General features: G+C 67.9%; 17 protein-coding genes and 4 pseudogenes. 12 read left to right on the plus strand and 9 right to left on the minus strand.

Annotated features, from left to right (window positions below; translation table 11 throughout):
- Positions 1-128: 128 nt before the first annotated feature.
- A complete protein-coding gene (locus tag AC1VWI_RS45050; RefSeq protein ID WP_499508783.1) occupies positions 129-536 on the minus strand; it encodes a DUF5372 family protein in 408 nt (135 codons plus the stop codon).
- Between AC1VWI_RS45050 and AC1VWI_RS45055 the strand changes: the two are divergent.
- Positions 430-723: pseudogene (locus AC1VWI_RS45055) on the plus strand (transposase); the annotation flags it as partial. The gene AC1VWI_RS45050 and the pseudogene AC1VWI_RS45055 overlap by 107 nt on opposite strands.
- 200 nt (positions 724-923) lie before the next feature.
- On the opposite strand, the gene AC1VWI_RS45060 reads toward AC1VWI_RS45055, so the two are convergent.
- The gene (locus AC1VWI_RS45060; RefSeq protein WP_499508784.1) at positions 924-1451 is read right to left on the minus strand and encodes a peptidoglycan-binding domain-containing protein; all 528 of its coding nucleotides are present in this window, start codon (positions 1449-1451) and stop codon (positions 924-926) included.
- Positions 1452-1750: 299 nt separating this feature from the next.
- Here AC1VWI_RS45060 and AC1VWI_RS45065 point away from each other — a divergent pair.
- Together AC1VWI_RS45065 and AC1VWI_RS45070 are read left to right on the plus strand one after the other, a co-directional pair.
- Positions 1751-2262, plus strand: a pseudogene (locus tag AC1VWI_RS45065) (hypothetical protein); the annotation flags it as partial.
- Positions 2263-2661: 399 nt separating this feature from the next.
- Positions 2662-3480: a phosphotransferase gene (locus tag AC1VWI_RS45070; RefSeq protein ID WP_499516675.1), complete on the plus strand. Its 819-nt coding sequence runs from the start codon at positions 2662-2664 to the stop codon at positions 3478-3480.
- A 24-nt stretch (positions 3481-3504) separates the two neighbouring features.
- On the opposite strand, the pseudogene AC1VWI_RS45075 reads toward AC1VWI_RS45070, so the two are convergent.
- Both AC1VWI_RS45075 and AC1VWI_RS45080 read right to left on the minus strand, forming a co-directional pair.
- Positions 3505-3789 (minus strand): annotated as a pseudogene (locus AC1VWI_RS45075) (glycosyltransferase family 2 protein); the annotation flags it as partial.
- Between the two features lie 285 nt (positions 3790-4074).
- A pseudogene (locus tag AC1VWI_RS45080) lies at positions 4075-4387 on the minus strand (SOS response-associated peptidase family protein); the annotation flags it as partial.
- A gap of 978 nt (positions 4388-5365) precedes the next feature.
- Between AC1VWI_RS45080 and AC1VWI_RS45085 the strand changes: the two are divergent.
- Positions 5366-6724 (plus strand): helicase associated domain-containing protein, encoded by a 1359-nt coding sequence (locus AC1VWI_RS45085; RefSeq protein WP_499508786.1) that lies wholly within the window; start codon positions 5366-5368, stop codon positions 6722-6724.
- 283 nt (positions 6725-7007) lie between these two features.
- Here AC1VWI_RS45085 and AC1VWI_RS45090 read toward each other — a convergent pair whose 3' ends face one another.
- Complete coding sequence (locus AC1VWI_RS45090; protein WP_499508787.1) at positions 7008-7634, minus strand: GNAT family N-acetyltransferase; 627 nt, start codon at positions 7632-7634, stop codon at positions 7008-7010.
- Between the two features lie 360 nt (positions 7635-7994).
- On the opposite strand from AC1VWI_RS45090, the gene AC1VWI_RS45095 reads away from it, so the two are divergent.
- The 3 genes from AC1VWI_RS45095 to AC1VWI_RS45105 all read left to right on the plus strand — a co-directional run bounded on the left by AC1VWI_RS45095 (position 7995) and on the right by AC1VWI_RS45105 (position 10342).
- Positions 7995-8381: a four-helix bundle copper-binding protein gene (locus tag AC1VWI_RS45095; RefSeq protein ID WP_499516683.1), complete on the plus strand. Its 387-nt coding sequence runs from the start codon at positions 7995-7997 to the stop codon at positions 8379-8381.
- A 342-nt stretch (positions 8382-8723) separates the two neighbouring features.
- The gene (locus AC1VWI_RS45100; protein ID WP_499508788.1) at positions 8724-9152 is read left to right on the plus strand and encodes a cupin domain-containing protein; all 429 of its coding nucleotides are present in this window, start codon (positions 8724-8726) and stop codon (positions 9150-9152) included.
- A gap of 740 nt (positions 9153-9892) precedes the next feature.
- Positions 9893-10342 carry a helicase associated domain-containing protein gene (locus AC1VWI_RS45105; RefSeq protein WP_499508789.1) on the plus strand — a complete coding sequence of 150 codons (450 nt, stop codon included), beginning with the start codon at positions 9893-9895 and terminating at the stop codon, positions 10340-10342.
- A 359-nt stretch (positions 10343-10701) separates the two neighbouring features.
- Here AC1VWI_RS45105 and AC1VWI_RS45110 read toward each other — a convergent pair whose 3' ends face one another.
- Complete coding sequence (locus tag AC1VWI_RS45110; RefSeq protein ID WP_396574184.1) at positions 10702-11025, minus strand: DUF4333 domain-containing protein; 324 nt, start codon at positions 11023-11025, stop codon at positions 10702-10704.
- An 837-nt stretch (positions 11026-11862) separates the two neighbouring features.
- Between AC1VWI_RS45110 and AC1VWI_RS45115 the strand changes: the two genes are divergently transcribed.
- The 3 genes from AC1VWI_RS45115 to AC1VWI_RS45125 all read left to right on the plus strand — a co-directional run bounded on the left by AC1VWI_RS45115 (position 11863) and on the right by AC1VWI_RS45125 (position 14807).
- A complete protein-coding gene (locus AC1VWI_RS45115; RefSeq protein WP_499508790.1) occupies positions 11863-12639 on the plus strand; it encodes a polysaccharide deacetylase family protein in 777 nt (258 codons plus the stop codon).
- Positions 12640-13585: 946 nt separating this feature from the next.
- Positions 13586-13810 (plus strand): hypothetical protein, encoded by a 225-nt coding sequence (locus AC1VWI_RS45120; RefSeq protein ID WP_499508791.1) that lies wholly within the window; start codon positions 13586-13588, stop codon positions 13808-13810.
- A gap of 622 nt (positions 13811-14432) precedes the next feature.
- Positions 14433-14807 (plus strand): STAS domain-containing protein, encoded by a 375-nt coding sequence (locus AC1VWI_RS45125; protein WP_499508792.1) that lies wholly within the window; start codon positions 14433-14435, stop codon positions 14805-14807.
- A 1468-nt stretch (positions 14808-16275) separates the two neighbouring features.
- On the opposite strand, the gene AC1VWI_RS45130 is transcribed toward AC1VWI_RS45125, so the two are convergent.
- Positions 16276-17415 (minus strand): PucR family transcriptional regulator, encoded by a 1140-nt coding sequence (locus AC1VWI_RS45130; protein WP_400809119.1) that lies wholly within the window; start codon positions 17413-17415, stop codon positions 16276-16278.
- Positions 17416-17501: 86 nt separating this feature from the next.
- On the opposite strand from AC1VWI_RS45130, the gene AC1VWI_RS45135 reads away from it, so the two are divergent.
- The gene (locus AC1VWI_RS45135; RefSeq protein ID WP_026251266.1) at positions 17502-18557 is read left to right on the plus strand and encodes a ferredoxin reductase; all 1056 of its coding nucleotides are present in this window, start codon (positions 17502-17504) and stop codon (positions 18555-18557) included.
- Between the two features lie 462 nt (positions 18558-19019).
- Positions 19020-19682, plus strand: coding sequence for a fatty acid desaturase family protein (locus AC1VWI_RS45140; RefSeq protein WP_499517150.1), 663 nt, complete (start codon positions 19020-19022; stop codon positions 19680-19682).
- Positions 19683-20472: 790 nt separating this feature from the next.
- Here AC1VWI_RS45140 and AC1VWI_RS45145 read toward each other — a convergent pair.
- A complete protein-coding gene (locus tag AC1VWI_RS45145; protein ID WP_018560463.1) occupies positions 20473-20628 on the minus strand; it encodes a hypothetical protein in 156 nt (51 codons plus the stop codon).
- 762 nt (positions 20629-21390) lie between these two features.
- Positions 21391-22513, minus strand: a 1123-nt coding sequence (locus tag AC1VWI_RS45150) for an IS3 family transposase (protein ID WP_499517151.1), incomplete at its 5' end; no start/stop codon positions are given.

Raw genomic sequence — 22513 nt, forward strand, 5'->3', positions numbered from 1 at the left:
TCCCCTCGCACCGAGGACTCGACCATGTTCGCCACCAGCAGCACGACGCTCCGGCTCCAGTTCTCCACCATGGTCACCGCCCGTCACCGATGCCCGGGCGCCGAAGGCCACAAGAAGAAGGGCACCCTTCACGAGGATCCACCATCCCCCGGCTCGACACCACGGCTCATCAGGGCATCCACCAGCGCAGACAGCGCACCAAGCCCGTCGGTTGCGAGCCGGTTCTCACCCGGCGCCGGGCCGCGGTCCGTCCACCCCTGCGGGAGTGTCACCGTCACGCCGTTACCGGCAGTGCAGATGAACACCAAACCGCTGGAGCGGCGCACCGCGCGGCATACACGCAACCGCCGCCCCGCCAGCGGATGGAATGGATGCGTGACCAGCAGCGTGTCCTCAGAAACGCCACGAAGAGAGGCACTATGCGATGCCCTCTGGGAGAACTCCTGGGCCGAGTTCGTGCCGTTCCTGCAGTTCGACACCGAGATACGACGTGTCGTCTGCACCACCAACGCCATCGAGAGCGTGAACGCCCGCATACGCAAGGCTGTTCGGGCCCGCGGACACTTCCCGAACGAGGCGGCAGCACTCAAGTGCGTCTACATGGCCGTCATGAGCCTGGACCCCACCGGCAAGGGCCGCAAACGCTGGACCATGCGATGGAAGCCGGCCCTGCAGGCCTTCGACATCGCCTTCGACGGCCGGCTCTCCGTCGGCCGCCGATAACTCACACCACCCGAGTTACACCGTTGACTGCACCCTATCGGCGCGAGTTGCTGACAGCCGCCGTGGTCAGGGCCTTGCGTCGGTGGAAGTCCCGGCCCATCTCGTCGAGGACCATAGGGCAGCGCACCCCAGCTACAGCGCGCCCAGGGCCGGCCTCCCTTCCGGTAGGCCGGCCCTGGGTGCGATGGTGACGACGGGAGTCAGCAGGTCCGGTAGTTGTAGCCGGCCTTCCGCCAGTTGCCGTGACTGTCGACGAACTCGTAGTTGCCGTCCCCGAGGCGCCTCATCTTGAAGTTGTTGACCGTGCCGTCGTATCGCAGATTCAGCGTCTGGCCAGGAGCGTCACTGCCCGACACGTACGCGATCTGATAGTCAGCCGCGTAGCTCCAGGTCGCCTTGCCGGCACTTCCGTCGACTGTCAGGTAGTCGGTGTCATCTTGATACGCCGCGGTCGCGCTCTTGGTGTTGGTTCCGAAGACGCCGTCGATGTCCGATGCCAGGTAGCCGTTTGCCCAAAGGACCATCTGCCAAAGGCAAGTAGCGTTGGAAGATGCGTTCGTGTTGATGTCCGTGACGCCCTCGTCGCCCCAGTCGTTGGTGTAGACGCCGGTCCCATACACGTAGGCCAGGCCGCTGTATGTCCCGCTTGCCGCGGCCGGGGTGGTGCTCACAGCGAGGAGGGTGGCGGTCAGTGCCCCCACCGTGCACGCGCCCAGCTTGGTGCGCATCCCGTGCCAACTCATGAAGACTCCCGGACTCAGGCCCCCCCTTGGAGCCAGATCGCGCCATTACACAGCAGCTCAGGCCGAATTCGCACCTAAAATTCAGGCCAAAAATACGCCATGTTCACGCCAACCTAATTGAGCGTAGACGCGTTGAGGATGAGTCAGGCGAACGACTCCCCCTTCCTGTTGCACTGTGTTCGGAACTTTGGCCCAAGCGGGCTAGCGGTGGTTTGTTGACGGCGGGTCAGGGTTGCAGTGGGCCGGTAGCAGAGGAACGTCGCCTCGCTGCCTGGGGGCTTGTGATGACCCGTCGTCTGCCGTGTCCGCCCGCACCTGGCCCGCTGGAAGCCTACGCCGCATGCTTCGATGACCTGTTCTCCACACTGGCACAGCGCCGCGGGTTCCGCGAGTACCTGACCGGACTGCTGCTGCCGCGGGACCGTAACAAGGCGTTGACCTGCCTCGCAGGCACCGCCACGCGGCGGGGTTGCCGTTCGTCATGGCCCTCAAACCGAGCCACGGCACCTGGGCCCACGGCAAGGACGCCTACACCCCCGTCGACGCCGCCCGCGCCCTGACCTGGACGGACCCCCAGCATCCCGGCGACTGGACCCCGGTCCGGCGGACCTTCCGCGACGGGCACACCGAGACATGGTGGGCCGCCGACGCCCACCTCGGCTGGTGGGGCCCCGACGGACACATCCGCCTGGTCGTGGCGACCGCGGACCCGGCCACCCTGCCCGCCCACCGCCGCAACCTGCTCACGGGCCACACGCGCACGGCCTTGCAGCCGGACCGCCCGGGGGCACGACGGCCGCCGGTCGGCACTGCGGTGCTGGCTACGCCAAGTCCCCCGGGGCCTGAGCCGCTGCAATCGCTGATCAGGTGCACGGTGGCAGGAAACTGCGGTCGTGCGCCCGTGCGGAAGCATCACACTCATCCGGTACGGGAATGCCGGTAATGTCCCGCTGCCGTACGGAAGCGGTGTGGCTCTGGGGGCGGGATGCGGGGACGGACATTCGCGGCGGTGATGGTGGTATTCGCCGTCATCAACCTGCTGCTGGCAACCGCTGTGGCGATTGCGGCCAACCCGGCCACCAGCGCCACGTACAACGGCTAAGGGGGTGTCGCCCCGAGCTCTTCGGAGTCAGCGTGGCGTAGGCTCCCAAACGGCTGGGGTTCAGGTGCCCCAGCGAAGCAGCAGGAGAATTGTGTGGCCGGGCAAGACAACACCCACGGGTTGGAGATGCGCTCCAACGTGGTGGTCAAGCGGTTCCGGTCGTGGGGCCGCGGTGAGCCGCAGCGCGAGTGGCGGGCGCTGACGCTCCTTGCAGAGCACGCGCCCGGTCTGGCTCCGCAGCCCCTGAAGGCCGACCTGGAGGGGGATCCACCGACCGTGGTGATGTCCCGACTGGCCGGGGTCCCTTTGCGAGGCACCGTGGTCTCCGGCCGCAGAGCGGCCGCCTTGGCGGAAGCTCTGGCCACCTTGCACGGTGCTGTTCCGCAGGACGTACTGGCGGCGGTTCCCGAGGGTGCCTGGAACGTGGTCAAGGCCGTCGACAAGGCCCGGGACTGGTGCACGCAAGCCCAGCAGTTCGGGCCGGATCCGCAGGTTGAGAGGGCGTTCAACGAGGGCTGGCGGTGGCTGGACGCTGCGCCGCTGGATGACCTGGTCAAGGCCGATCCTGTACCGGTGTTCGGTCTTACAGACGGAAACCTCGCGAACTACCTGTTCGACGGCGAAGTTGTCCGGTTGGTTGACTTCGAGGACTCTGGCCGCAGCGATCGCGCCTTCGAGCTCGCCGAAATCGTCGAGCACCCCTCCGGCTGGGTGGACAGCACCCTGGATGTGCCAGGCCTACTGAGCCACTTTCCTCTGACTGGCGCGGAGGCTGCCCGGCTACGGGACGTGCGGCGTTTGCTGGCGCTGCTGTGGCTGATCATGCTGCTTCCCGGACGGCCTGGATTCGACCGCAACCCCGCCGGCACTGATGAACGGCAGGCGGCCCGGCTGCTGGCCCTGCTGGGCTGAGACCCGCAGCCGGGCGCGGGATGGTCACACGATGGGCGGACGGCCCAGTCGCGTCATCTTCCATACGGTGCGCCAGCGCATGGGATGCCGCGGCGGGCACGGCGTGCGCCAGCCTTCGGCGAAACCGCCGACCCACGCCCGCAGGCCGGCGGCCGATGGTCTGCGGGCGAGCGTGAGCGCTGCCCAGATACCGAGGTAGATCGGCACCAGCACCGAGGGCAGGTGTCGCCGGGCCAGCCAGACCCGGTTGCGGGCGACCATCCGGTAGAACACGGCGTGCCGGGTTGGAGAGGTGCGTGGGTGCTGCAGGAAGTGCTCCACCGCAGTGATCAGTCCGTGCCAGGCCACACTGGACACCGGATGATCCGGAAACAACTTGTCGTCGCCGGACAGACTGCTACCCGGCTCCACCCGTGCTGGCCCGCTGTCGTCCCCGCTCGTTCGTTTCGCCCACAGCTCGACGGCGCTCTTCATCCGGCCCAGTCGGGCTTCCCACGATGCATGTTCCGACATGGCCGGAGGTTAGCGATCCGCAGGTTCGAGGGGCCAGGCAATTCTGCACGCGACGGACGGAGGCGCTCCTTCAGGCAAGAGTCACGGCGTCCAGGAGGTGGGCCCGTTGTTCCGGACGCTGTTGACCGCCGTATCTACGGGCCGGATCGATAGCTGACCGTCCGCGGGCGCGGTCAGCAGGGCGCGGAATTCGTCGGGGTCCTGGTGCTCGGGATCTAGCCAGGCGTCGTAGTCGGCGGCCGCGACGGTCAGCGGCATCCGGGGGTGGACCCGGCTGGCGGCTTCGGTGGCCTCGGTGGTGATGATCGTGCACGTGGCCAGCCAGGCGCCCGGGTCGTCGTCACCGGCGACCTCCCTTGTTCCGCCACCACTCGTACAGGCCCGCGAAGGCCAACCAGTGCCGCGATGACCTCACCAGCTTCCTCGCCAACCTTGGTCACCCTGCCCCATAGCAGTGCCTCCGGATCGCGGTCCCGGTTGTCGGGGTGGGCGTCGATCCACCGCGACACCGCGACACCGGCGTTGATCCGGCCTGGATGTTCGGCCGCCCCGGTGGCGGTCACCGGATGTCCACCCCGGTGTGCGGCGACACCATGGGAGCGGCGACGGCCAGAACGTGTTCGGAGGTGCCGAACACTGGGCTGGTCCTCCAGACGCCGCAGGGCGTCGAGGACCTGGGCACGGCGGCCCGGGTTCTGCAGGCGCTCGGCGAGATCAGACAGCAGCTTGGGCGGGACCTACGGCCCCAACCGGGGCCTACGCGGCCCCGGACCCCACGCCAGCGCCTAGGGCGCGCTGGACCGCCCTTTCCTGCCGCCTGCCCTGCGCTCCGCGCACCCCTCGGGCGCTGGGCGCCCTCGGTGGGCAGTTGCCCTTGGTAGGCCGCCCCCCTCCGCTGCAAGCGAGGCCGGCAGACGGTCGAGGGCAATGGTTTCGCCATAAGGGGGCTTACGGCGGGGCAAAGGAGCCGGGGTACTTCCGGAAGCGACCTGCAGACATTTGGCACGGCGAATCCGCGCGGTCCGTCGACCGCCAGGCGCCGGACCCGAACCCTGGTCGGGTCCCACTATCCAGACAGGGCTCGGGCGCTAGCCCTGCACCAACCTTCATGGTCACTTCCGGGCTGTAGTTCCGCAGCACCCAAAAGGTTATCCCCGTAGTCACAACATCCTCCGCCCAATTGCAGCACCACAGGTCAGAGCGACACGGAGCCGGGTATCAAGCGCCCCTGCAGCACACCACACCAGGTCAGACGGCAGACCAGAGCTACATATATGTAACTCAAATACCCAAGGTCAGCGCATCGAGCATGTCGTAACTAGAGAGAAAGTCGACACTCGGGGAGGGCATCGACACACCGGGATGCGATTCCGTGTTCTTCGGCGACGTGCACGGATCCGCCGTCGACATCCTCCAGATCGTCGGCCGGGCACTGCGCATGCAGCCCGGCGAGGGCAAGGTGGCCAGCCTGGTCGTGCCGGTCTTCCTCGCCCCTGGCGAAGACCCCGACGCCATGCTCACGAGCAAGGGCTACAACAACCTCGCAAAGGTGATGGCCGCGCTGCGCTCGCACGACACCGAGACCATCGAGCAACTGGCAGAGCAACAAGCGCACAGCCGCGCCACGAAGCCGTCGGCTGCTGAGAGCGCCGCAACCGGCGGCCCGGGCGGGGAAGGCGAGCAGAGCGGTGAGGGTGGGGTGTCGGCTCCGGCGCAGGGGCTCTTGTCGTTCTCCACGCCCCGTGATCCGGCGATCCTTGCCCGGTTCATGAACCTGCGTGTTCTCCGGCCGGAGAACACGTACTGGCGGGCTGGGATCCAGGCGGCTACCCGGTATGTGAAAGAGAACGGGGATTTGAAGGTCCCGTACGCGTTCACGACTCCGGAAGACTGGGACCCTGCCGCTTTCCCGCTGGGGACGTGGATCGCGGATCAGCGGAGATTTTTCAACGCGGGTGAGATGAAGCTCAAGAGGGCTGCTGAATTGGATGATCTGGGCATGGTGTGGTCTCACTGGGACGTCGCTTTTCAGGAGGGATTGTCAGCCGCGAGGGAGTGGGCGGCCGTGCACGGGCACCTGCTGCCGCCCGCCACCGCGGTCTGGAACGGCTACCCGGTCGGTGTCTGGATGAAGAACCAGCGGACCGCCGGGCGGCTGGCGGACAGCATCGAGCAGCGGCGTGAGGCCGGGCTGCCGGTCGGCTCCACCGCAGGCGCCCTGTCAGAGGAACGCAGGGACGCTCTGGAGGCCATCGACCCGTCCTGGTGCCCGTCCTGGCCCGTGGTCTGGCAGCGCAGCTACCGGCTGTGCCGCAGGCTGATCGAGGACGGCCAGCCGCTCCCCACCGTGCCGGGCCAGGTGAGCGTCCAGGGCGAGGACCTGGGCGCGTGGGTGCAGGCGCAGCGCCTGGGGTGGGAGCAGCTGCTGCCCGCGCAGGCCTGGATGCTTCAGAACATGCTCCACCTCACCCCGGCAGAACCCGGCGAGAGGCCGCCAGCGCCCCGTACACAGGCCGACAAATGGGCGGTGAACCTTCGGGCGGCCCGGCAGTTCCACGCCCGCGAGGGCGCCCTGCAGGTGTCGCGTAAGCACGTAGAACAGCTCACCGACCCGGACGGGACCGTGACCGAGATCAAGCTCGGCCAGTTCGTGGACAACGCCCGCCGCCGCGCCGAGAAGTTGACCGAGGACCGGCGGGCAGAACTCGACGCGCTCGGCATGCGCTGGTAGCCGGAGCGCGGTGGCGGGCTGGGCCGGACTTCGAACGGGGCGTCCCGGACCGGCCCTGCCTCAGCGGAGATCAGGGTACGGCCTCGCGCAGCTGGGCGTCGAATGGGCGTGACATCGGCGGCGGCCGGTCGTTGAACCCGCGACTGTGCACAGCGAGACTCCCGGAACTTCCCCCCGGGGTTCCGGGGTCTCGTGCCAGCGCGCAGCGTTGGCGGTGTTCATCGGCGATGACGGTGGTGAGGACCCGGGGACGCAATAGAGCGCGGCGCTGTGTGCGTGGTGGTCAGCCTGTTTCGCGAAGGGCTTGCCCGCTGCTACGCGGCCGGCACCGGTCTGCAGGTGGGTTATGGGCAGGGGGTGTCATCGAGCGGCTAGGACGGTTCAGCCGCCAGACCACGACGATCCCGCTGCCGGAGGGAACTGCGGGCGGTGTTCCCTGCTCACGCAGGACTTCGCTGAAGCCCAACCGGCGCGGTATCGCGGCGCTGGAGGTGTTGGATAGGTCGTGCGCGATTTCCAGGTACTCCACGTCGGGCAGGGTGAACATCTCGGTGACCATGGCTGCCGTTGCTCTGGTAGCTATGCCCTGGCCAGTGGCGGCAGGGTGCAACCAGTACCCCATGCGCCGGCCCTGGGACTCGACCCCACGGTAGGTCTGGCACATGCCAATGAGAGTGCCGTCTTTGGCGATGGCGTAGTTGTACACGTCACCGCTTGCCCACTTCGACTCTGACATCGCGAGGAACTCGCGGGTGCTCTTCGCGCTGTGACGGGCGACCCACGACTCCCAGGGGCGCAAGTGGTCCAAAGACTCCTCGATCAATTTGAATGCCGGAGCGAAGTCCCTCTGCCCCCGCCAACATCGCAGGACGAAGTCTCCGCACTCGATGATCTGCCTTGGTCGCTCCATGACGGCCATGCTGATCCGCAAAACGGCCCGCTGCAACGGTAGGAGCAGCCACCCCCACAACTGCGATCTCTCGCGCCCACAACAGCATGCGCACCTGCTGGATAACACCGCATGGCAGTCGCCCCGAGCCAGATCTCTCACCCTCGTGACAGTGGCCCCACCCCCATTTACCAGCAACAACACACCAACGATCAACTGTCTCTCGCAACCACTGCCCCGAAACCGAGAGATCGCAGCGTGTGCGATGCCCTGTGAGCCAGTTGAGAATGAGGTAGGGGCCGGAGATCAAGGAGGTGTGGCCATCTGGCCCGCCGGCCTCCGGCACGAAAGGAGGCGGTCCCCGTGACGTCGGTGAAGGAGATGCTCGCCACCTACCCGGCCGACCTCGGTCGCGTCGACCGAGAGAAGCTCACCAAGTGCATCGAGGAATGTATCGCCTGTGCCCAGGCGTGTACCGCGTGCGCCGATGCCTGCCTGTCGGAGGGCATGCCGGCCGAGCTGGCCAAGTGCATCCGCACCAACATGGACTGCGCCGACATCTGCAATGCCACCGCCTCGGTCCTGTCCCGCCACACCGGCTACGACGCCAACCTCACCCGCGCCATCCTGCAGGCGTGCGCCACCGCCTGTAAGGCGTGCGGAGACGAATGCGGCCGCCACACGCACATGGAGCACTGCCGCCTATGCTCCGAGGCCTGTCGCTCCTGCGAAACGGCGTGCAACGAACTGCTCCAAACCCTCGGCTGACGAACGCGCGGCCATTGCCGACGCGCCCGAGCGCGGTGCTCATGTGCCCTGGGGGGTATGCCCCGCCGGGCACCAGCACACCGCTTGCGTACGGCGGTGGTGACACCGCTCTCCTTGGCCAGCTGATCCAGCCGACCCAACGCACCGCGCCGCAGGGCCACGGCCACGGCCACGAGCGGTCCCGAACTGCAGGAACAGTCGCCAGTCGCAGGCCTTGGTCATCAGGGGACGCAGTTCGCCGAACGAGAGACGCTCGTACACCGGCCTTGTGCGACGGCAGACCATCATTCGCCCTTTGGGGCAGACCAATGGAGGTGCATCACAGTGTCAGAGCAGAACCCAATGCACGCGACCCCTGCCGAGGGGCACGAGGTGTCGCTGCCGCCCGAAGTCAAGTTGCTGCAGGAAGTCACCCCGCCCTTCTTCCCCGAAGGTGGTTCGGGAATGACCATCCTCGTCGACTGGCCCCCCGGTCACCCCGGCCTCCCTCCGCACCGCCACTCTGGACCGTCATTCGGCTACGTGATGGAAGGCGCGCTCCGGTTCGAACTCGAGGGCGAGCCGGAGCGTGTGATCAAGGCCGGCGGGACGTTCTGGGAGCCAGGCGGTGACGTGATCCACTACCAGGACGGCAACGCCCTGTCAGACGCACCCACCAAGTTCCTGGTGACCATGGTGTGCGCGCCGGGCCAGCCGATGCTCACGCTGGTCGACGAGGAGGAACTGAAGGAACGGGCGCACCTGCGCGCCCCGCGTCCCTCCGCAGGCTGAGCTGCGGCTCCCCTGCCGGATAGCGTTCCTCGATAGGGGAAGACCCGGTGACCGCCGCTGGCAACCACGGCGCTGAGGGACCTACCGGCGTGGCACGCCCCTCTCGGCTCGGTTCATGGGATGTGGAACGGTACTGGAAGGCAGACGACGCAAACGAATCTCAGTTGCCGTCCCCTGCGGGATGCCGAAAGTCGCGCACTGCCTGTGACCTGGCACTTTGCTATGAGCTGCGGTGGCGGCACAATCCCCGCCCTGGCACTGACATGAGGCGGCACACGGCCGCGCAGCCGCCCTGCGGTCCGTCTTCGCCGTGCCCCGTCGGGCATTGACTTGGGCCAGCAGACGACGCAGGGTGAACCCCGGGGGAATGATCAAGGGGGTAACCGCGTGGTGGAGTACCGCTTCACGCCGGCCCGCATCGTGCCTGCCGGGCCGATCACCGCGCACGCGGTCCTGGACGAATGGGCCCACGGGCAGATCACCGTCCCCGTGCCCACGCTCGCCCTGTCACAGATCAGCGGACTGACCCGGCAGGAACTGACGGGGGCGGTGTTCGAGATCATGGCCAACACCGCCGCCGCAACCGACACCGACGTCGACCCACACGGCTGGCGCCTCCTGCCCCGCCATGACAGCGAACAGCACCTCGCGGTGGCGCAGGCTCCACCGCCGGCGCCCTGTCGGAGGAGCGGCGGGATGCGCTGGAGGCGATCGACCCGTCCTGGTGCCCGTCCTGGCCCGTGGCCTGGCAGCGCTCCTACCGGCTGTGCCGTCGGCTCATCGAGGACGGCCAGCAGCTCCCGACCACGCCGGGCCAGGTGAGCGTGCAGGGCGAGGACCTCGGGGCGTGGGTCCAGGCGCAGCGCCTGGGCTGGGAGCAGCTGCTGCCGGCGCAGGCTTGGATGCTGGAGAACATGCTGCACCTCGCCCCGGCGGACCCTTCTGAGAGGCCGCAGGCGCCCCGTACACAGGCCGACAAATGGGCGGTGAACCTTCAGGCCGCCCGGCAGTTCCACGCCCGCGAGGGGGCATTGCAGGTGCCCCGGAAGCACGTAGAACGGCTCACCGAGCCGGACGGGACAGTCACCGACGTCAAGCTGGGTCAGTTCGTGGACAACGCCCGCCGCCGGGCCGACAAGCTCACCGAGGACCGGCGCGCGCAGCTCACCGAGCTGGGCATGCGCTGGTAACCACCACAGCGCAGGGGAAGAGTCGGACCGGAACTCCGAACGGAGAGTCCCGGCCCAGCCCCTGTCTGCGGCTCATTTGTCAGGATGTCGGCGTAGCGTCGCAGCGTGGCACGGTCCATGCACGACACCCGGGCGCCCAGCATTCGGCCGTCCCTCGCGGCGGCTTCCAGCAGTCGGTTCTGCGTGGGGAAGTCGCGCCGTGCTCGAGGTGGCCGAGGTAGAGCCGGGGCGCGGGTTGGAGTTCCCGGCGCCACTCAATGGTCTCCTTTGCGCGCGCGGCGCCCTCGCAGGAGCGGTGCCGCTGTACGAGGGAAGTTCATCAGGCCGGCGGTCCGCCGGCGCTGTATCGCCCCTCACAATCAGGCCTGGGAGATGCTGAGTTTGCCCTGATCATCCACTACTGTGACCTTGACAAATGCTGTGCCGCCGTTGGCTTCTTCCACAGAACACTCGAAGGTGTTGCCTTTCTTTGCGTCCATCGCGGCCGGACAGAAGACGCCATCCCTGGACATGTTCCTCTTCCCTTGCACGGTGGCCGCGACCTGCCGTTCCACCGCTTCCTGGTCCAGCAGACGCTGAGGGTGGGTACCCACCACCACGACCGTCACTACGACGGCGCATGCGGCAATGACGACAGCTGAGAACCCGATGAGGGCACGAGTGAACTTTCCTTGATCAGTCACACCGGTTTCCTACCGCCCACGTCACGGCTGCGACAAGAGGCGTCTCAGACTACTGCTGAGAGCAGCCACCTCCATGACAGCCGGCCCACCTCACACTGGCCAGAAAACAGCAGCCGCCTGGTCACTTCATGACAGCAGACCTGCCCGCAACGACCTCGTGACCAGGCACCCGACATCCCGCCCCGCTGACGCCCACCCAATGCCACCAACGCACCCACTCACATGGGCCTCCGGGTCGGCAATGGCCCGGCGGCCCACGCTGTCAGCTCACGTCTTCTTCGTCGGGGCTGCTATCGGTGCGGTGAAGGGCGCGGGCAATCAGTGAGATCGTTTCATCCTGAACTTGCAGGTCACGGGGCTGGTGTGGCCGGACATGGGGGTGCTCATGCTGGTCGGTGGCGTGATCGGTAGCAGGTGATCGTCTGGTCATGGAGCGATTCGCCGGAACTGCGGCCACAGGGCGTCAGTGCCGTTTACTGACCACGGAATCAAGGGAGTTCACGGGACGGGAAAGGGGGGCGGCGGGTGGCTGCGGTGCTGACGTGGGCGATTCGGCGGCGGGTCGTGCTGGCGGACCGGTTCGAGTAGCTGGGCAAGGAACTGGCGGAGGCGGAAGCCGAGGTGGCCCGCCTGGAGCAGGCCGCAGTGGCGGGCCGTCGCCCGGCGCGAGGCACACCAGCGCCACTGTCGGCGGCCGAGCACGTCGGGGAGGCGCTGGAGCGGATCGCAGCCCCGAGGTGGCGCCGCAGCTCACTTGAAACGCGCTGCACCACGTGTCCTGCCTCACAATCGAGGTCGCTAGGCAACCTCTCCACCGCTGGAATCTTCTCCTTTCGAGTGAAGATCCTGAAGAGGCGGCCTCGCCTGCTCATACTCCTGACCCTGGCCGTGGTGGCGGCCGTGACGGTGACCGTCGTCATGGTCATCCAGGCGAACAAGATGGAGACGCTCTCCCCGGGCGAGGAACGCGGCCGGGCCGCGTCAGGAGCACGCGTACCGTCGGGGCAGGTGGACTGCCGGAAGGACAAGTGCATCGCGCTCACCTTCGACGGCAATCCGGGCGAACCCACCGACCGGCTGATGGACCTCCTGAAGGAGTACAAGGCGCCGTCGACGTTCTTCCTTGAGGGCCGGCGCATCCACAAGTTCCCGGATGTGGTGCGGCGGATCGCCAAGGACGGCCACGAGATCGGGGACCACACCTGGACGCACGCGGTGCTGACCGATGTCGCTGATGCGCAGATCCGCGACGAGCTGCGCCGCACGGCACGGGCCATCTCCGGCATCACCGGCAGCGAGCCGATGCTGATGCGCCCGCCCCAGGGCCGCACCGACGACCGCGTCTCCAAGGTCTCGAAAGAACTGGGGATGGCGCAGGTGCTGTGGACGGTGACCGCGAAGGACTACGAGACGGATGACACCGCGCTGATCACCAGGCGCGTACTCGAGGGCGCCGGCCGCGACGGGATCATCCTGCTCCACCCGCTGCACAAGGGCACCGTGCCGGCCATGCCTTCCATCCTGGAGGCGCTCAGCAAGCAGGGCTACACCTTCGTGACCGTCTCCCAGCTGCTCGCTCCGTCCAAGGCCGAGCCCGGCAAGATCTACAAGTGACTGACTGACGCGCGAAGCGTCCGCCTCCTTGGGCCCCTCGCCACCGCGGGAGCGGCGGCCACCGGTTCCGCCGAACTCCGGCGACTCGTTCGGCATCCCATTTCAGGTGTGGTCGGTCGTGAGGTCCCTGCGGCCCGCTCTCTGCGGGCCGCCATCCCACCACCGGCCCAGCGCGGCGGCTCCCAGGCCGCCTCCGCGACGGCCGGAGAGGCGGGCGCACCCCCGCGCAAGGAGCCGGCTACGCCACGCCCACACCCCCATACAGGAGAAGTCAGACCGGCACGCGCCCGTAAAACCGCCTGTGACCAGGGCGAATACAGCTCGGCCGCCGGACTGTGCGCAACGCCCGCCGCAACCCCTGCCACGACGCCACAAGCGGCCTCCAGCCGGCATGCCGCCGCCCCCCACGCGCGGCCCCGACCCGGGGCCGCCACAACCCCAGGCCCGGGCGCCGGGCCAGCGGCGCGCCCTCGCCCCGCCCAGCGGCGGGGAAGCGTTCCCCACGAACCAGCCCTCTCCATCCTGTTCGTGGATCCAAGGGGCGGTTCCAGGGGAAGTCAGAGCCACACGCCTCACTCACCACCGGGTCTGGCCTGCGGCAACAGACCGGTGAGTCACCGCAAAGCCGCAGGTGATGGCGCAGGTAATGACGCAGGCGTTGCCGCAGGTGATGGCGCAGGCAATGTCGCGGCCCGAGACCGGGGTGCAAGCGATAGCGCAAGGGATAGCGCAAGTAATAGTGCAAGGGATATTGCAAGGAATGGTGCCGGGGTCTGCGGGGACGTTCGCTGTGCCCTGCCGGGCATTGACGTGGGCCAGCAGACGACGCAGGGTGACACCCGGGGGAGTGATCAAAGGGGGGTGACCGCGTGGTGGTGGCGTACCGCTTCACACTGGCCCGCATCGTGCGCGCCGGGCCGATCACCACGCACGCGGTCATGGACGAATGGGCCCACGGACAGATCACCATTCCCGTGCGCCCACCCTCGCCCTGTCCCAGATCAGCGGACTGACCCGACAGGAACTGGCGGGGGCGGTGTTCGAGGTCATGGCCAACTGCGCCGCCGCCACGGACACCGACGTCGACCCGCACGGCTGGCGCCTGCTGGCCCGCAGTGACGGCGAACACCACCTCACGGTGCCGCGATCGTGGAGCGGCGTAACCACCTGACCGGAGGCCGTTCCCGCCCCGCGGTCGACACCAGATACCTCTCCCTCCCCTGCGGCTATCGCGCTGGGCAGGAGGTGTCGCCGTCCCGCACCGGCTTGCCCACCGGCCATGACCAGCAGCAACACCACCGCACCGAAGACGGGCCTGGCTACCTTCGGTCCCACCCCCGGTGCACCCCTGCACGCAACCGTCCAGACCACCCTCCAGCCCACCCTCCAGGCACCCCGCCAGGAGCACCAGGAGCTGGTCGCGGCAACCCGCCGCCGCAGGCGCGCCCGCCGGTCCGCAGCGTGGGCAAGCCCCCGGGAACGGGCTTGCCCACCAGAGCGAACGTCGCGTCCCTGGCGCTGGCTGCTCTGCGCCAGTGAGGGCGTGCGTGGGCGGGCGATGCAGGCGCCCTACCCGAGACTTCGGGCCCTGCTGCGGGCGGTCGGGGACACCCCGTACGAGGCGGACGACGCCCGGGACCTACGCTTCCGCCTGCCCGATGCCCAGGGCAAGGAGCGCTGGCTGAGGCTGGATGAGATCCCGCTGCCACCGACGACTCCCGCGGCCTGGCCTCGCTTGTAGCGGTACCGGGCCACCCCTGCCCGATAGGCTCGGCGGTACCTCTTCAGGTCCCATGCGAGACAGTTGGGCAGGCGTTGTGAATGACCTTCTTTCGGTCGAGGTGACCGAGTCGGGCCCCTGCCTGGTGGCGAGGGTGCACGGGACCATGGACTATGTCTCGCAGCCAGAGCTGCGCGGGCGGCTGACGCAGGTGATCGATCGAGCGGAGCGGGCCGTCGTGCTGGACCTGACCGATGTGTCGTTCTGTGACTCAGCGGGTCTGAACGTGCTGCTGGGAGCCCGCCGTGAGGCGGAGGCCGCAGGGGTGGTGCTGGTCCTGGCCTGCGTCCCGGACCAGTTGCGCCGGATCCTGGAGATCACCGGAGCCGATCACGTCCTTCGGGTCTTCGACACCGTCGCCGACGCCGAGGCCGCCCTGAGCAGCTGACAGCACCTTGCATGAGCCAGCCACGGTGTACACGAGGCTTCGCTGCGATCTCTCGCGCCCACAACAGCATGTTCACCTGCTGGATAACACCGCATGGCAGTCGCCCCGAGCCAGATCTCTCACCCTCGTGACAGTGGCCCCACCCCGCGAAAACAGCCATTTACCAGCAACAACACACCAACGATCAACTGTCTCTCGCAACCACTGCTCCGAAACCGACAGATCGCACATGGCTTTGGCCATTCGTGTGGGGTGACGCCCGCAGGGTTCCGTCGTTGAACTATCCGAAGCACAGCCCCGCTTGGCCCCCCAGGGACGCATGGGCCTGGGGGCCACGTGCTGCCGGGACCGTAAAATCCTTGACCATGCCCGCTTCCGTGACTTTGCCGGTGGCTGTAGCTGTGGCGGTCCCCGCGCCCCGCCGACCCGCACGCTGGCGGGTGCGGCACGGTCAGGCTTCGTGTGCGGACTACGGCTGTACCCGGCCGGTGTGTCGTCAGGCCGCCCGGCGCTACGGCATGAAGATCATCGCGGCAGCGCCGAGCAGGTCGACGACGAAGCACCACTCCGCCCACGCCCGAGGTCTTGGCCCGGTGGTGGGCGAAGTCCCAGGCTTCGACCAAGCTCAGGCCCGCGACCCCAGGCACCCACCGGCGCGGGATCACGGTGCACGTCCTGCTGGACTTCGTTCACGTTGCCGAGTACGTCTGCGCCGCCGCGCACGCCTTCCACAGTGCGGAGCCGGAGGACGGCTTCGGCCCCGGGAAGGCCCCAGCGGGCGCCGGTGATGTCGAGTCCCGCGGCTTTCGCGCTCGGCCTGGAGCGCGGCGACCCTCGCGTGGCTTTCGCAGTCCTCGCACAGTTCTCTCTCCCCGTGGTTCCCGGGAGCCTCGTGCCGTTCGGAAAGCCCGCGGACCGCCACCGCGGCCCGCCCCGCCGGGCCGCACCCCGCTTCTCGTCAGCCCCGCGCAGCGGCCCCCCGGGCCAGGTCCCGCTACGGGCGAGAGCGGGCGCGCCCGCGCAGGGAAACCCCGCCTACCCCCTCCCACAAGGGGAAGTCAGGACCGCGTGCTTCGGGAAAATGGGCTGTGACCTGGGAAAACGCGGGGCGGTCGGTGGTGCGTGCGCAACGGACGCCGCAACGGCCCGCGCAACCGGCGCCGCAACGCACAGCGCAACCCCCGCCGCAACGGCAAACGAAGGGCCGCGCACCGGTGTTGCGCCCGCTCTGTTTGCGGATGATGGGCCCGCCACGGACTCATCCGCCAAACCGGACCCGCCAACTACACCAGCCAGGGCAACCCATGAACCCATTGCCACCAGCACGAATACGTTAACTACCCGGCCTTGCATCAACCCCCGGTCTCAGCTGGCTCATACCGCTCTTCCCACGGGCCGCATGAGCCAGCTGATGGCACCGAGAACGAGGCACGATTCCTGGACCGCTCGCGGACGCGGCCGTGGACGGTCAGCTGACCCGGAGACCGACCGCCAGAGTCAGCTCAAGGACCCGGTGTGGCGATGCGAGATCCGGAAACAGCTCCCGCAGCTGCGACATCCGGTACCGGACTGTCTGGGGGTGGACGAACAACGCCGCCGCCACCTCGTCCCGCCTGCCCTGGTGCAGCAGCCACGCCCGCAACGTCTCCTCCAGCCGCTGTGCGGTCGCGACAGGCAAGGTCCGCAACGGTGCGAGGGCTTGGACACGCAGGTCTGCGAACGCGTCCACGTCGGCGCTCAGCACCAGCTCGGGCAGGTGGTCCTCGGTGTCGCGAATATCAGAGGAGAGGGAGCGCGCGCGTACGGCTCGTGCGTACGAGGCGGACGCACGAGTCCATGGCCGGGCCGGGCCGACCACGGCGGTGCGGCCGGTTAGCTGCCGCAAGAGATGTGATCGGTCGGCATCCGGGACGAGCAGCACACCGGTGGCATCCGGCAGATCGTCGAGGACGAGGGTGCTCGGGTCGAGCGCGCGGTAGGCAGGCCTGGCCTGCGCGGCAGGCAGCAGGACCGCGGTCAGCGAAACCGGAGGCTGCCACCCGGCCCGTTGAACAGAGGCCAGCAGCACGTCCGGGCTCGCGCCGGCGAGAAGGTCGCGGGCCAGGTGTTCCAGCTGGCGCTCGTGGGCCCTGCCCCGGGCAGCCAGTTCGTCAGCGTGGCCCGCGGCGCTCGCGGCGGAGAGCTCGTCGATGTAGGCGAAGGTCAGCTCGGCGAACTTGGCGACCTCGGCGGCGGGCAGACCTGCGGACACGGCACCCGCTGCCAGGCATCGCCAGGCCACGCGGGCGCCGACGCGGTAGGCGCTGAGCAGGGCGTCCATCGAACGGCCGTCGCGCACCTCGCCGCGGCCCAACTCGTAGGCTGCGTCACCGGCGTCGCCGCCTGTGGCGTTCCCGCTCGCGAGGTCCAGGTAGTGCCCCAGGGCGGTGCGGACGGCTCGGCGGATGGTGCCGCCCATGCTGCCCGAAAGGGCGTTGGCGTAGGAAGGGACCTCGTCGATGATCGCCTGGACGACCTCGTCGGCGGTGGTCTTCAGCGCGGCCCGAAGTGCGGTGACCGTCGTCTCATCCAGGGCCAGTCCGCTGGCCCTCCTGATTGCATGGCTCACGTTTTGTTCCCTGCGAACAATTCAGCCGACCAGATTCACGTCCTGCGGTCAGGACTTTACGCCTTGAGGCGCAGCAAGCTGGAGTCATGACGAGTGCAGCCCTCCGCAGCAGGGCGTGGAAACTGCTGGAGATGGTCACGACGCCGCTGCTGCCGTCGGACTACCTCGACCTGGTCAGCCCGCTACGTGCGGGCGCTGACCTGCGTGGGCGCATCGAGGCCGTGCACCCCGAGACGGGTGACGCCGCGACTATCGTGATCAGGCCAGGACGGGGCTGGCGCGGCCACACAGCCGGTCAGTACGTGCGGATCGGGGTCGACGTCGACGGGGTGCGCCTGTGGCGTGCCTACTCCATCACCTCGCCGACAAACCGCCAGGACGGCCGCGTCACGATCACCGTGAAGGCGATCCCGGACGGCAAGGTCAGCAACTACCTGGTCCGCAGGGCGAAACCGGGCACGCTGATCCAGCTCGACCAGCCGACCGGTGACTTCGTGCTGCCGCAGGCCAAGCCCGACAAGGTGCTCTACCTGACGGCCGGCAGCGGCATCACGCCCGTGATGGGCATGCTGCGCGACATCGAGTTCGACGACGTCGTCATGGTCCACTGCGCGCCACAGCCGCAAGACGTGATTTTCCGCAAGGAACTGCACGACCTGGTCGCGGACAAGAAGCTGCGGCTCAGGGAGGTGCACACCGACACAGACGGCATGCTCGACATCGCCCGTCTCGACGAACTCGTGCCCGACTGGTCCGAGCGCGAGACCTGGGCTTGCGGGCCCGCGGGCCTGCTCGACGCCGCCGAAGAGCACTGGACCGAGCACGGCGTACAAGAGCGCCTGCACACCGAACGCTTCCGCCCCAGCATCGTCGTCGCCGGCGACGGCGGCGAGGTCACGTTCAGCGCCACCGGCAAGACCGTCGACGCGGACAGCGCCACGCCGTTGCTGGACATCGGTGAGGAGGCCGGCGTGCTCATGCCCTCCGGGTGCCGCATGGGCATCTGCTTCGGCTGCATCACGCCGCTCAAGGCGGGCGCCGTCCGCGACCTGCGCACCGGCGAGATCACCGAGGCCGAGCCGGGCGTCCTCATCCAGACCTGCGTGTCCGCCGCGGCGGGCCCCTGCGACATCGAACGGTAGGAGCACCTTGACCGCCATCGACCCCACCGCCCACCTGACCGCGGAGCAGATCAAGGAGCTTGGCCGTGAGCTGGACGCGATCCGCGACGAGGTGATCGCCAGCCGCGGCGAGAAAGACGCCGCCTACATCCGTAAGGTCATCTCGGCGCAGCGCAAGCTCGAGCTGGTCAGCAGAGGCGTGCTGCTGTTCTCGATCTTCCCGCCCGCGTGGCTGCTCGGCACCGCCGGGCTGTCCGTGGCGAAGATCATGGACAACATGGAGATCGGCCACAACGTCCTGCACGGCCAGTGGGACTGGATGCGAGACCCGAAGATCCACTCCACCACCTGGGAGTGGGATCACGTCTCGCCGTCCGAGCAGTGGAAGCACTCGCACAACGAGCTGCACCACACGTACACCAACGTGATCGGCAAGGACAACGACCTCGGCTACGGCATCATGCGCGTCGACGAGGACCAAAAGTGGCACCCGTTCCACCTCGGCCAGCCGCTGTGGAACTTCATCAACGCCTGCTTCTTCGAGTACGGCATCGCAGCGTACGACCTGGAGCTCGGCAAGAACCTGCACAAGCGCCGCCGCAAGGCCCGGAGTTCCGCGCGCGGGCCACGGCCGTGGGCCGCAAGATCCGTAAGCAGGTGCTCAAGGACTACGTGATCCACCCGCTGCTGTCAGGTCCGTCGTTCCTCACCACGCTTACCGCCACATTCACCGCGAACCTGGTCCGCAACATCTGGTCCCATTCGGTGATCATGTGCGGGCACTTCCCCGAGGGCGTACAGGTCTTCGAGCGCCGGTCGATCAAGGGCGAGACGCGCGGCCAGTGGTACCTGCGCCAGATGATGGGCTCGGCAAACATCAGCGGCAGCAAGGCCATGCACTTCATGACCGGCAACCTGTCGCACCAGATCGAGCACCACCTGTTCCCGGACCTGCCGAGCAACCGGTACGCCGAGGTCGCGGTGAAGGTGCGCGCGCTGTTCGAGAAGTACGAGCTGGAGTACGTCACCGGCCCGCTGCCCAAGCAGGTGTTCTCCGCGTGGCACAAGGTTGTCCGGCTCTCGCTGCCGAACAAGAAGCCCAAGGTCACGACGCCGGACTGCGAGCAGGAGCTCGTCGCGGCCTGAATTCCCGGTATTGGTTCAGATCTTCCGGACGTACCGGCGGCACCGCCGGGTTCGGTGAGATCCGTTGCGGACGGTGGGGCGACCGCGACATCAGACCGTACGACACGGGATCCGGGCAGCCCGGTGTCCGGCTGCGCTGCCTGGACGTGCGCCAGGAGCTCAGCACCCAGCCCCCGGCGAGGTGTTGTAGTGCGCTGACCTGCCGTGGTCGGGCCCTGTCCGGTCTCCGGTGGAACTCAGGCCGGCCCGCTCCCGGCCCCGGCTCGTCACGGCCTTCGTCGTCCGTTTCCGCCTCGACCCTGCCGGATCCGGCAGCAGGGAACAGCCTGTACTACTGTCAGGATGGCCAGGACTTCCCCTTCTTGTTGGACAGCCTGGCCCCCTACCTTCCCGCCCAGCCCTGCGTGTTCGAGGAACCTCAGACACGTTTCGCCGAATCTGCACAGACGCGCCTACGAAAAGCGTGTGCACCGGGCGCTGGTCTCCGGCGCGTCCGACTCCCTGACGCATCTGTATCTCCGCCAGGGTGAGCTCACAGCCCTCCTGCTGCTCGAGTACAGCCGAAAGCGCCAACCCAGTGCTCTCAACAGGCTGCTGGCCGCCGACCTCAGCGCCCGCGCAGGCCGACCCCCAGAAGCCGCAGAAACATACAAGAGGGCCCTCCAGGAAGCAGACCACCGCCGCCGACAAGAACCATGACCCCAGGCGGGGAGCGAAGAGGCAAACGCGGCGGTCGCTGCCGGCTCTCTACGCCGCCTCGACAGCCTTCTCCAGGTACTCCCTCACGGCCCTAGCCTTTGGGCAGCTCAGCCCACACGCGTGCGGCCATCTCATCGGCCTCGTCCTGTGGGGTCCCCGCCTGCACCAGGATGATCCCGCGGGAGTGGTCCGGGAATGTGATCTCCCGCATCTCCGTACCCAGCGGGCCCATCGGCTTATCCGACATGGCGGCCTCCCTTCGACGGCTGCCCCCAGACTAAAGGGACAACACGCACAAGACGAGGACCCTCCACCCGATGGACTACAACCCTGGTGTCAAAGACAGCCCGGCACTACTCTCAACAACCGGGGATGCTGAGCTGTACTGAGATTTGTGGAGTCCCCGATGCCAGGGTTGCGGTCCCTGCGAAGGAGATCCACCAGCACCATGGCAGCACCGTAAATACCCGGACGAGCTCCGCGAGCGCGCGGTCTGCGAGGTCCGCATCACCGGCCGCCCGATCGCCACGTCGCGAAGGACCTCGGCATCTATAAAGAGGCTCTGGCAGGTCGCGAACCACATGAGGACTGAACTGCCCTGGTTACGCTGGAGATGGCTCTGTGGAGACGCCGGATCAAGGCAGGCTCCGGCCTCATTCATCACAGCGACCGCGGGTCCCGATACGTGCCAATTCGGTAGGGTGCGGCTCGTTTCGAGGGAACTCGTGACCAGCCGGTCGTAGGTGCCTGGGCGCCTGGAGCACTCGATATTCCGGTGTGGGCGGTGTGACCTGGGGTTACTGTGCTGCCGTGATTCTGACTGACGCCGAAATTGCTGACTTGCTCAGACCCGCGGGGCTTCGACTCGTGGAACGGGTCCAGCAGGAGGTTCTGCTGCCCCCGCTGCCGCAGTACGTGTCGCCTGCGAGCGCCCGGCCTGAAGACGGGCGCTTCGACTCCGACCCGGATGAAGTCGCCGACCTGGATGCTCCGAACTTCGCGGACAAGGTCAACGCGAACTGGCACCGTATGGCCACGGAGTATGGGCTCCTCGACGACCAGCGGGAGTTCCTCCTGTCGCTGGGCCGCGCACGCCTCGGGGAAGACCCAGACGATGAGCCCTACGAGGTGTGAAGTTTCCCCGTGATCTCGGACACGTGATCGTTATGCCGCGAGCGTGTGCTGCTGACGTTGCCTGGTCTCGGCCGGGGTGAGGTAGCCGAACGTGCGGTGCTTGCGTAGGCGGCGGCGGTTGTAGAAGGTCTCGATGAAGGAGAAGGGTGCCGATCTCTTCCTTGAGCAGGGCCCAGAAGCTCTCCGCGGCGGCGTTGTCGAAGCATGATCCGGTGCGTCCGCAGCTCTGCCGCAGCCCCAACCTCCCTATGCGCTCACGGAATTGGGTCGAGGTGTATTCGCTGCCGCGATCGCTGTGGACCACGCAGCCGGGCTCGAGTCCGCCTCGGCCGTGCGCCATGTCGAGAGCGTCGACCACCAGCTCGGCGCGGTGGTGGTCGGCCATGGCGTAGCCGACGACTTCGCGGGTGGCCAGGTCCAGCCAGCAGGCGAGGTAGAGCCAGCCCTCGGCGGTGGGCAGGTAAGTGATGTCGCCGACCAGCTTGGTCCCGGGGCGTTCGGCATGAAAGTCGCGGCCGATCAGGTCCGGGGCCGGCTTCGCTTTCGCGTCCGGCCGGGTCAGCGAACGCCGTCTGCGCCGGGTGACGCCGCGGATGTCGCGTTCACGCATCACGCGGGCGACGCGCTTGCGGTTCACCCGTCGGCCCAGGCGGCGCAGTTCGGCGTGGATGCGCGGGACGCCGTAGGTGTGCCGGGAAGCGATGTGCACCACGGTGATCTCGTGTGCGAGTGCGTCGTCGGCGGCCCGCTTGGCACGGCGGGCGGCCTCGCCCTCGCACCAGGCGTAGTAGGAGGACCGGGCGACCTTCAGCACCCGGCACAGCAGAATGATCGGATAGTTCGCCTTCTCCGTGTGGATAAACCGGTACAGCTCGCTCACCGGTCGTTCTCCTTCGCGAAGAAGGCCGTCGCTTTTTTCAGGATCTCGATCGTCTGCTGCTGTTCGCGGACCTCCTTGCGCAGCCGCTTGAGCTCCTCGCGCTCGGCGCTGGTCAGCT

The organism is Streptomyces sp. TOM-9, from assembly GCF_056858595.1.

What these genes read in the sequence shown, in the direction of transcription:
- AC1VWI_RS45050 (WP_499508783.1), bottom strand. Translation starts at nt 536, where the DNA reads ATGCGGGCGTTCACGCTCTCGATGGCGTTGGTGGTGCAGACGACACGT.
- AC1VWI_RS45060 (WP_499508784.1), bottom strand. Translation starts at nt 1,451, where the DNA reads ATGCGCACCAAGCTGGGCGCGTGCACGGTGGGGGCACTGACCGCCACC.
- AC1VWI_RS45090 (WP_499508787.1), bottom strand. Translation starts at nt 7,634, where the DNA reads ATGGAGCGACCAAGGCAGATCATCGAGTGCGGAGACTTCGTCCTGCGA.
- AC1VWI_RS45095 (WP_499516683.1), top strand. Translation starts at nt 7,995, where the DNA reads ATGCTCGCCACCTACCCGGCCGACCTCGGTCGCGTCGACCGAGAGAAG.
- AC1VWI_RS45100 (WP_499508788.1), top strand. Translation starts at nt 8,724, where the DNA reads ATGCACGCGACCCCTGCCGAGGGGCACGAGGTGTCGCTGCCGCCCGAA.
- AC1VWI_RS45120 (WP_499508791.1), top strand. Translation starts at nt 13,586, where the DNA reads ATGGGCCCACGGACAGATCACCATTCCCGTGCGCCCACCCTCGCCCTG.
- AC1VWI_RS45125 (WP_499508792.1), top strand. Translation starts at nt 14,433, where the DNA reads ATGCGAGACAGTTGGGCAGGCGTTGTGAATGACCTTCTTTCGGTCGAG.
- AC1VWI_RS45135 (WP_026251266.1), top strand. Translation starts at nt 17,502, where the DNA reads ATGACGAGTGCAGCCCTCCGCAGCAGGGCGTGGAAACTGCTGGAGATG.
- AC1VWI_RS45145 (WP_018560463.1), bottom strand. Translation starts at nt 20,628, where the DNA reads ATGTCGGATAAGCCGATGGGCCCGCTGGGTACGGAGATGCGGGAGATC.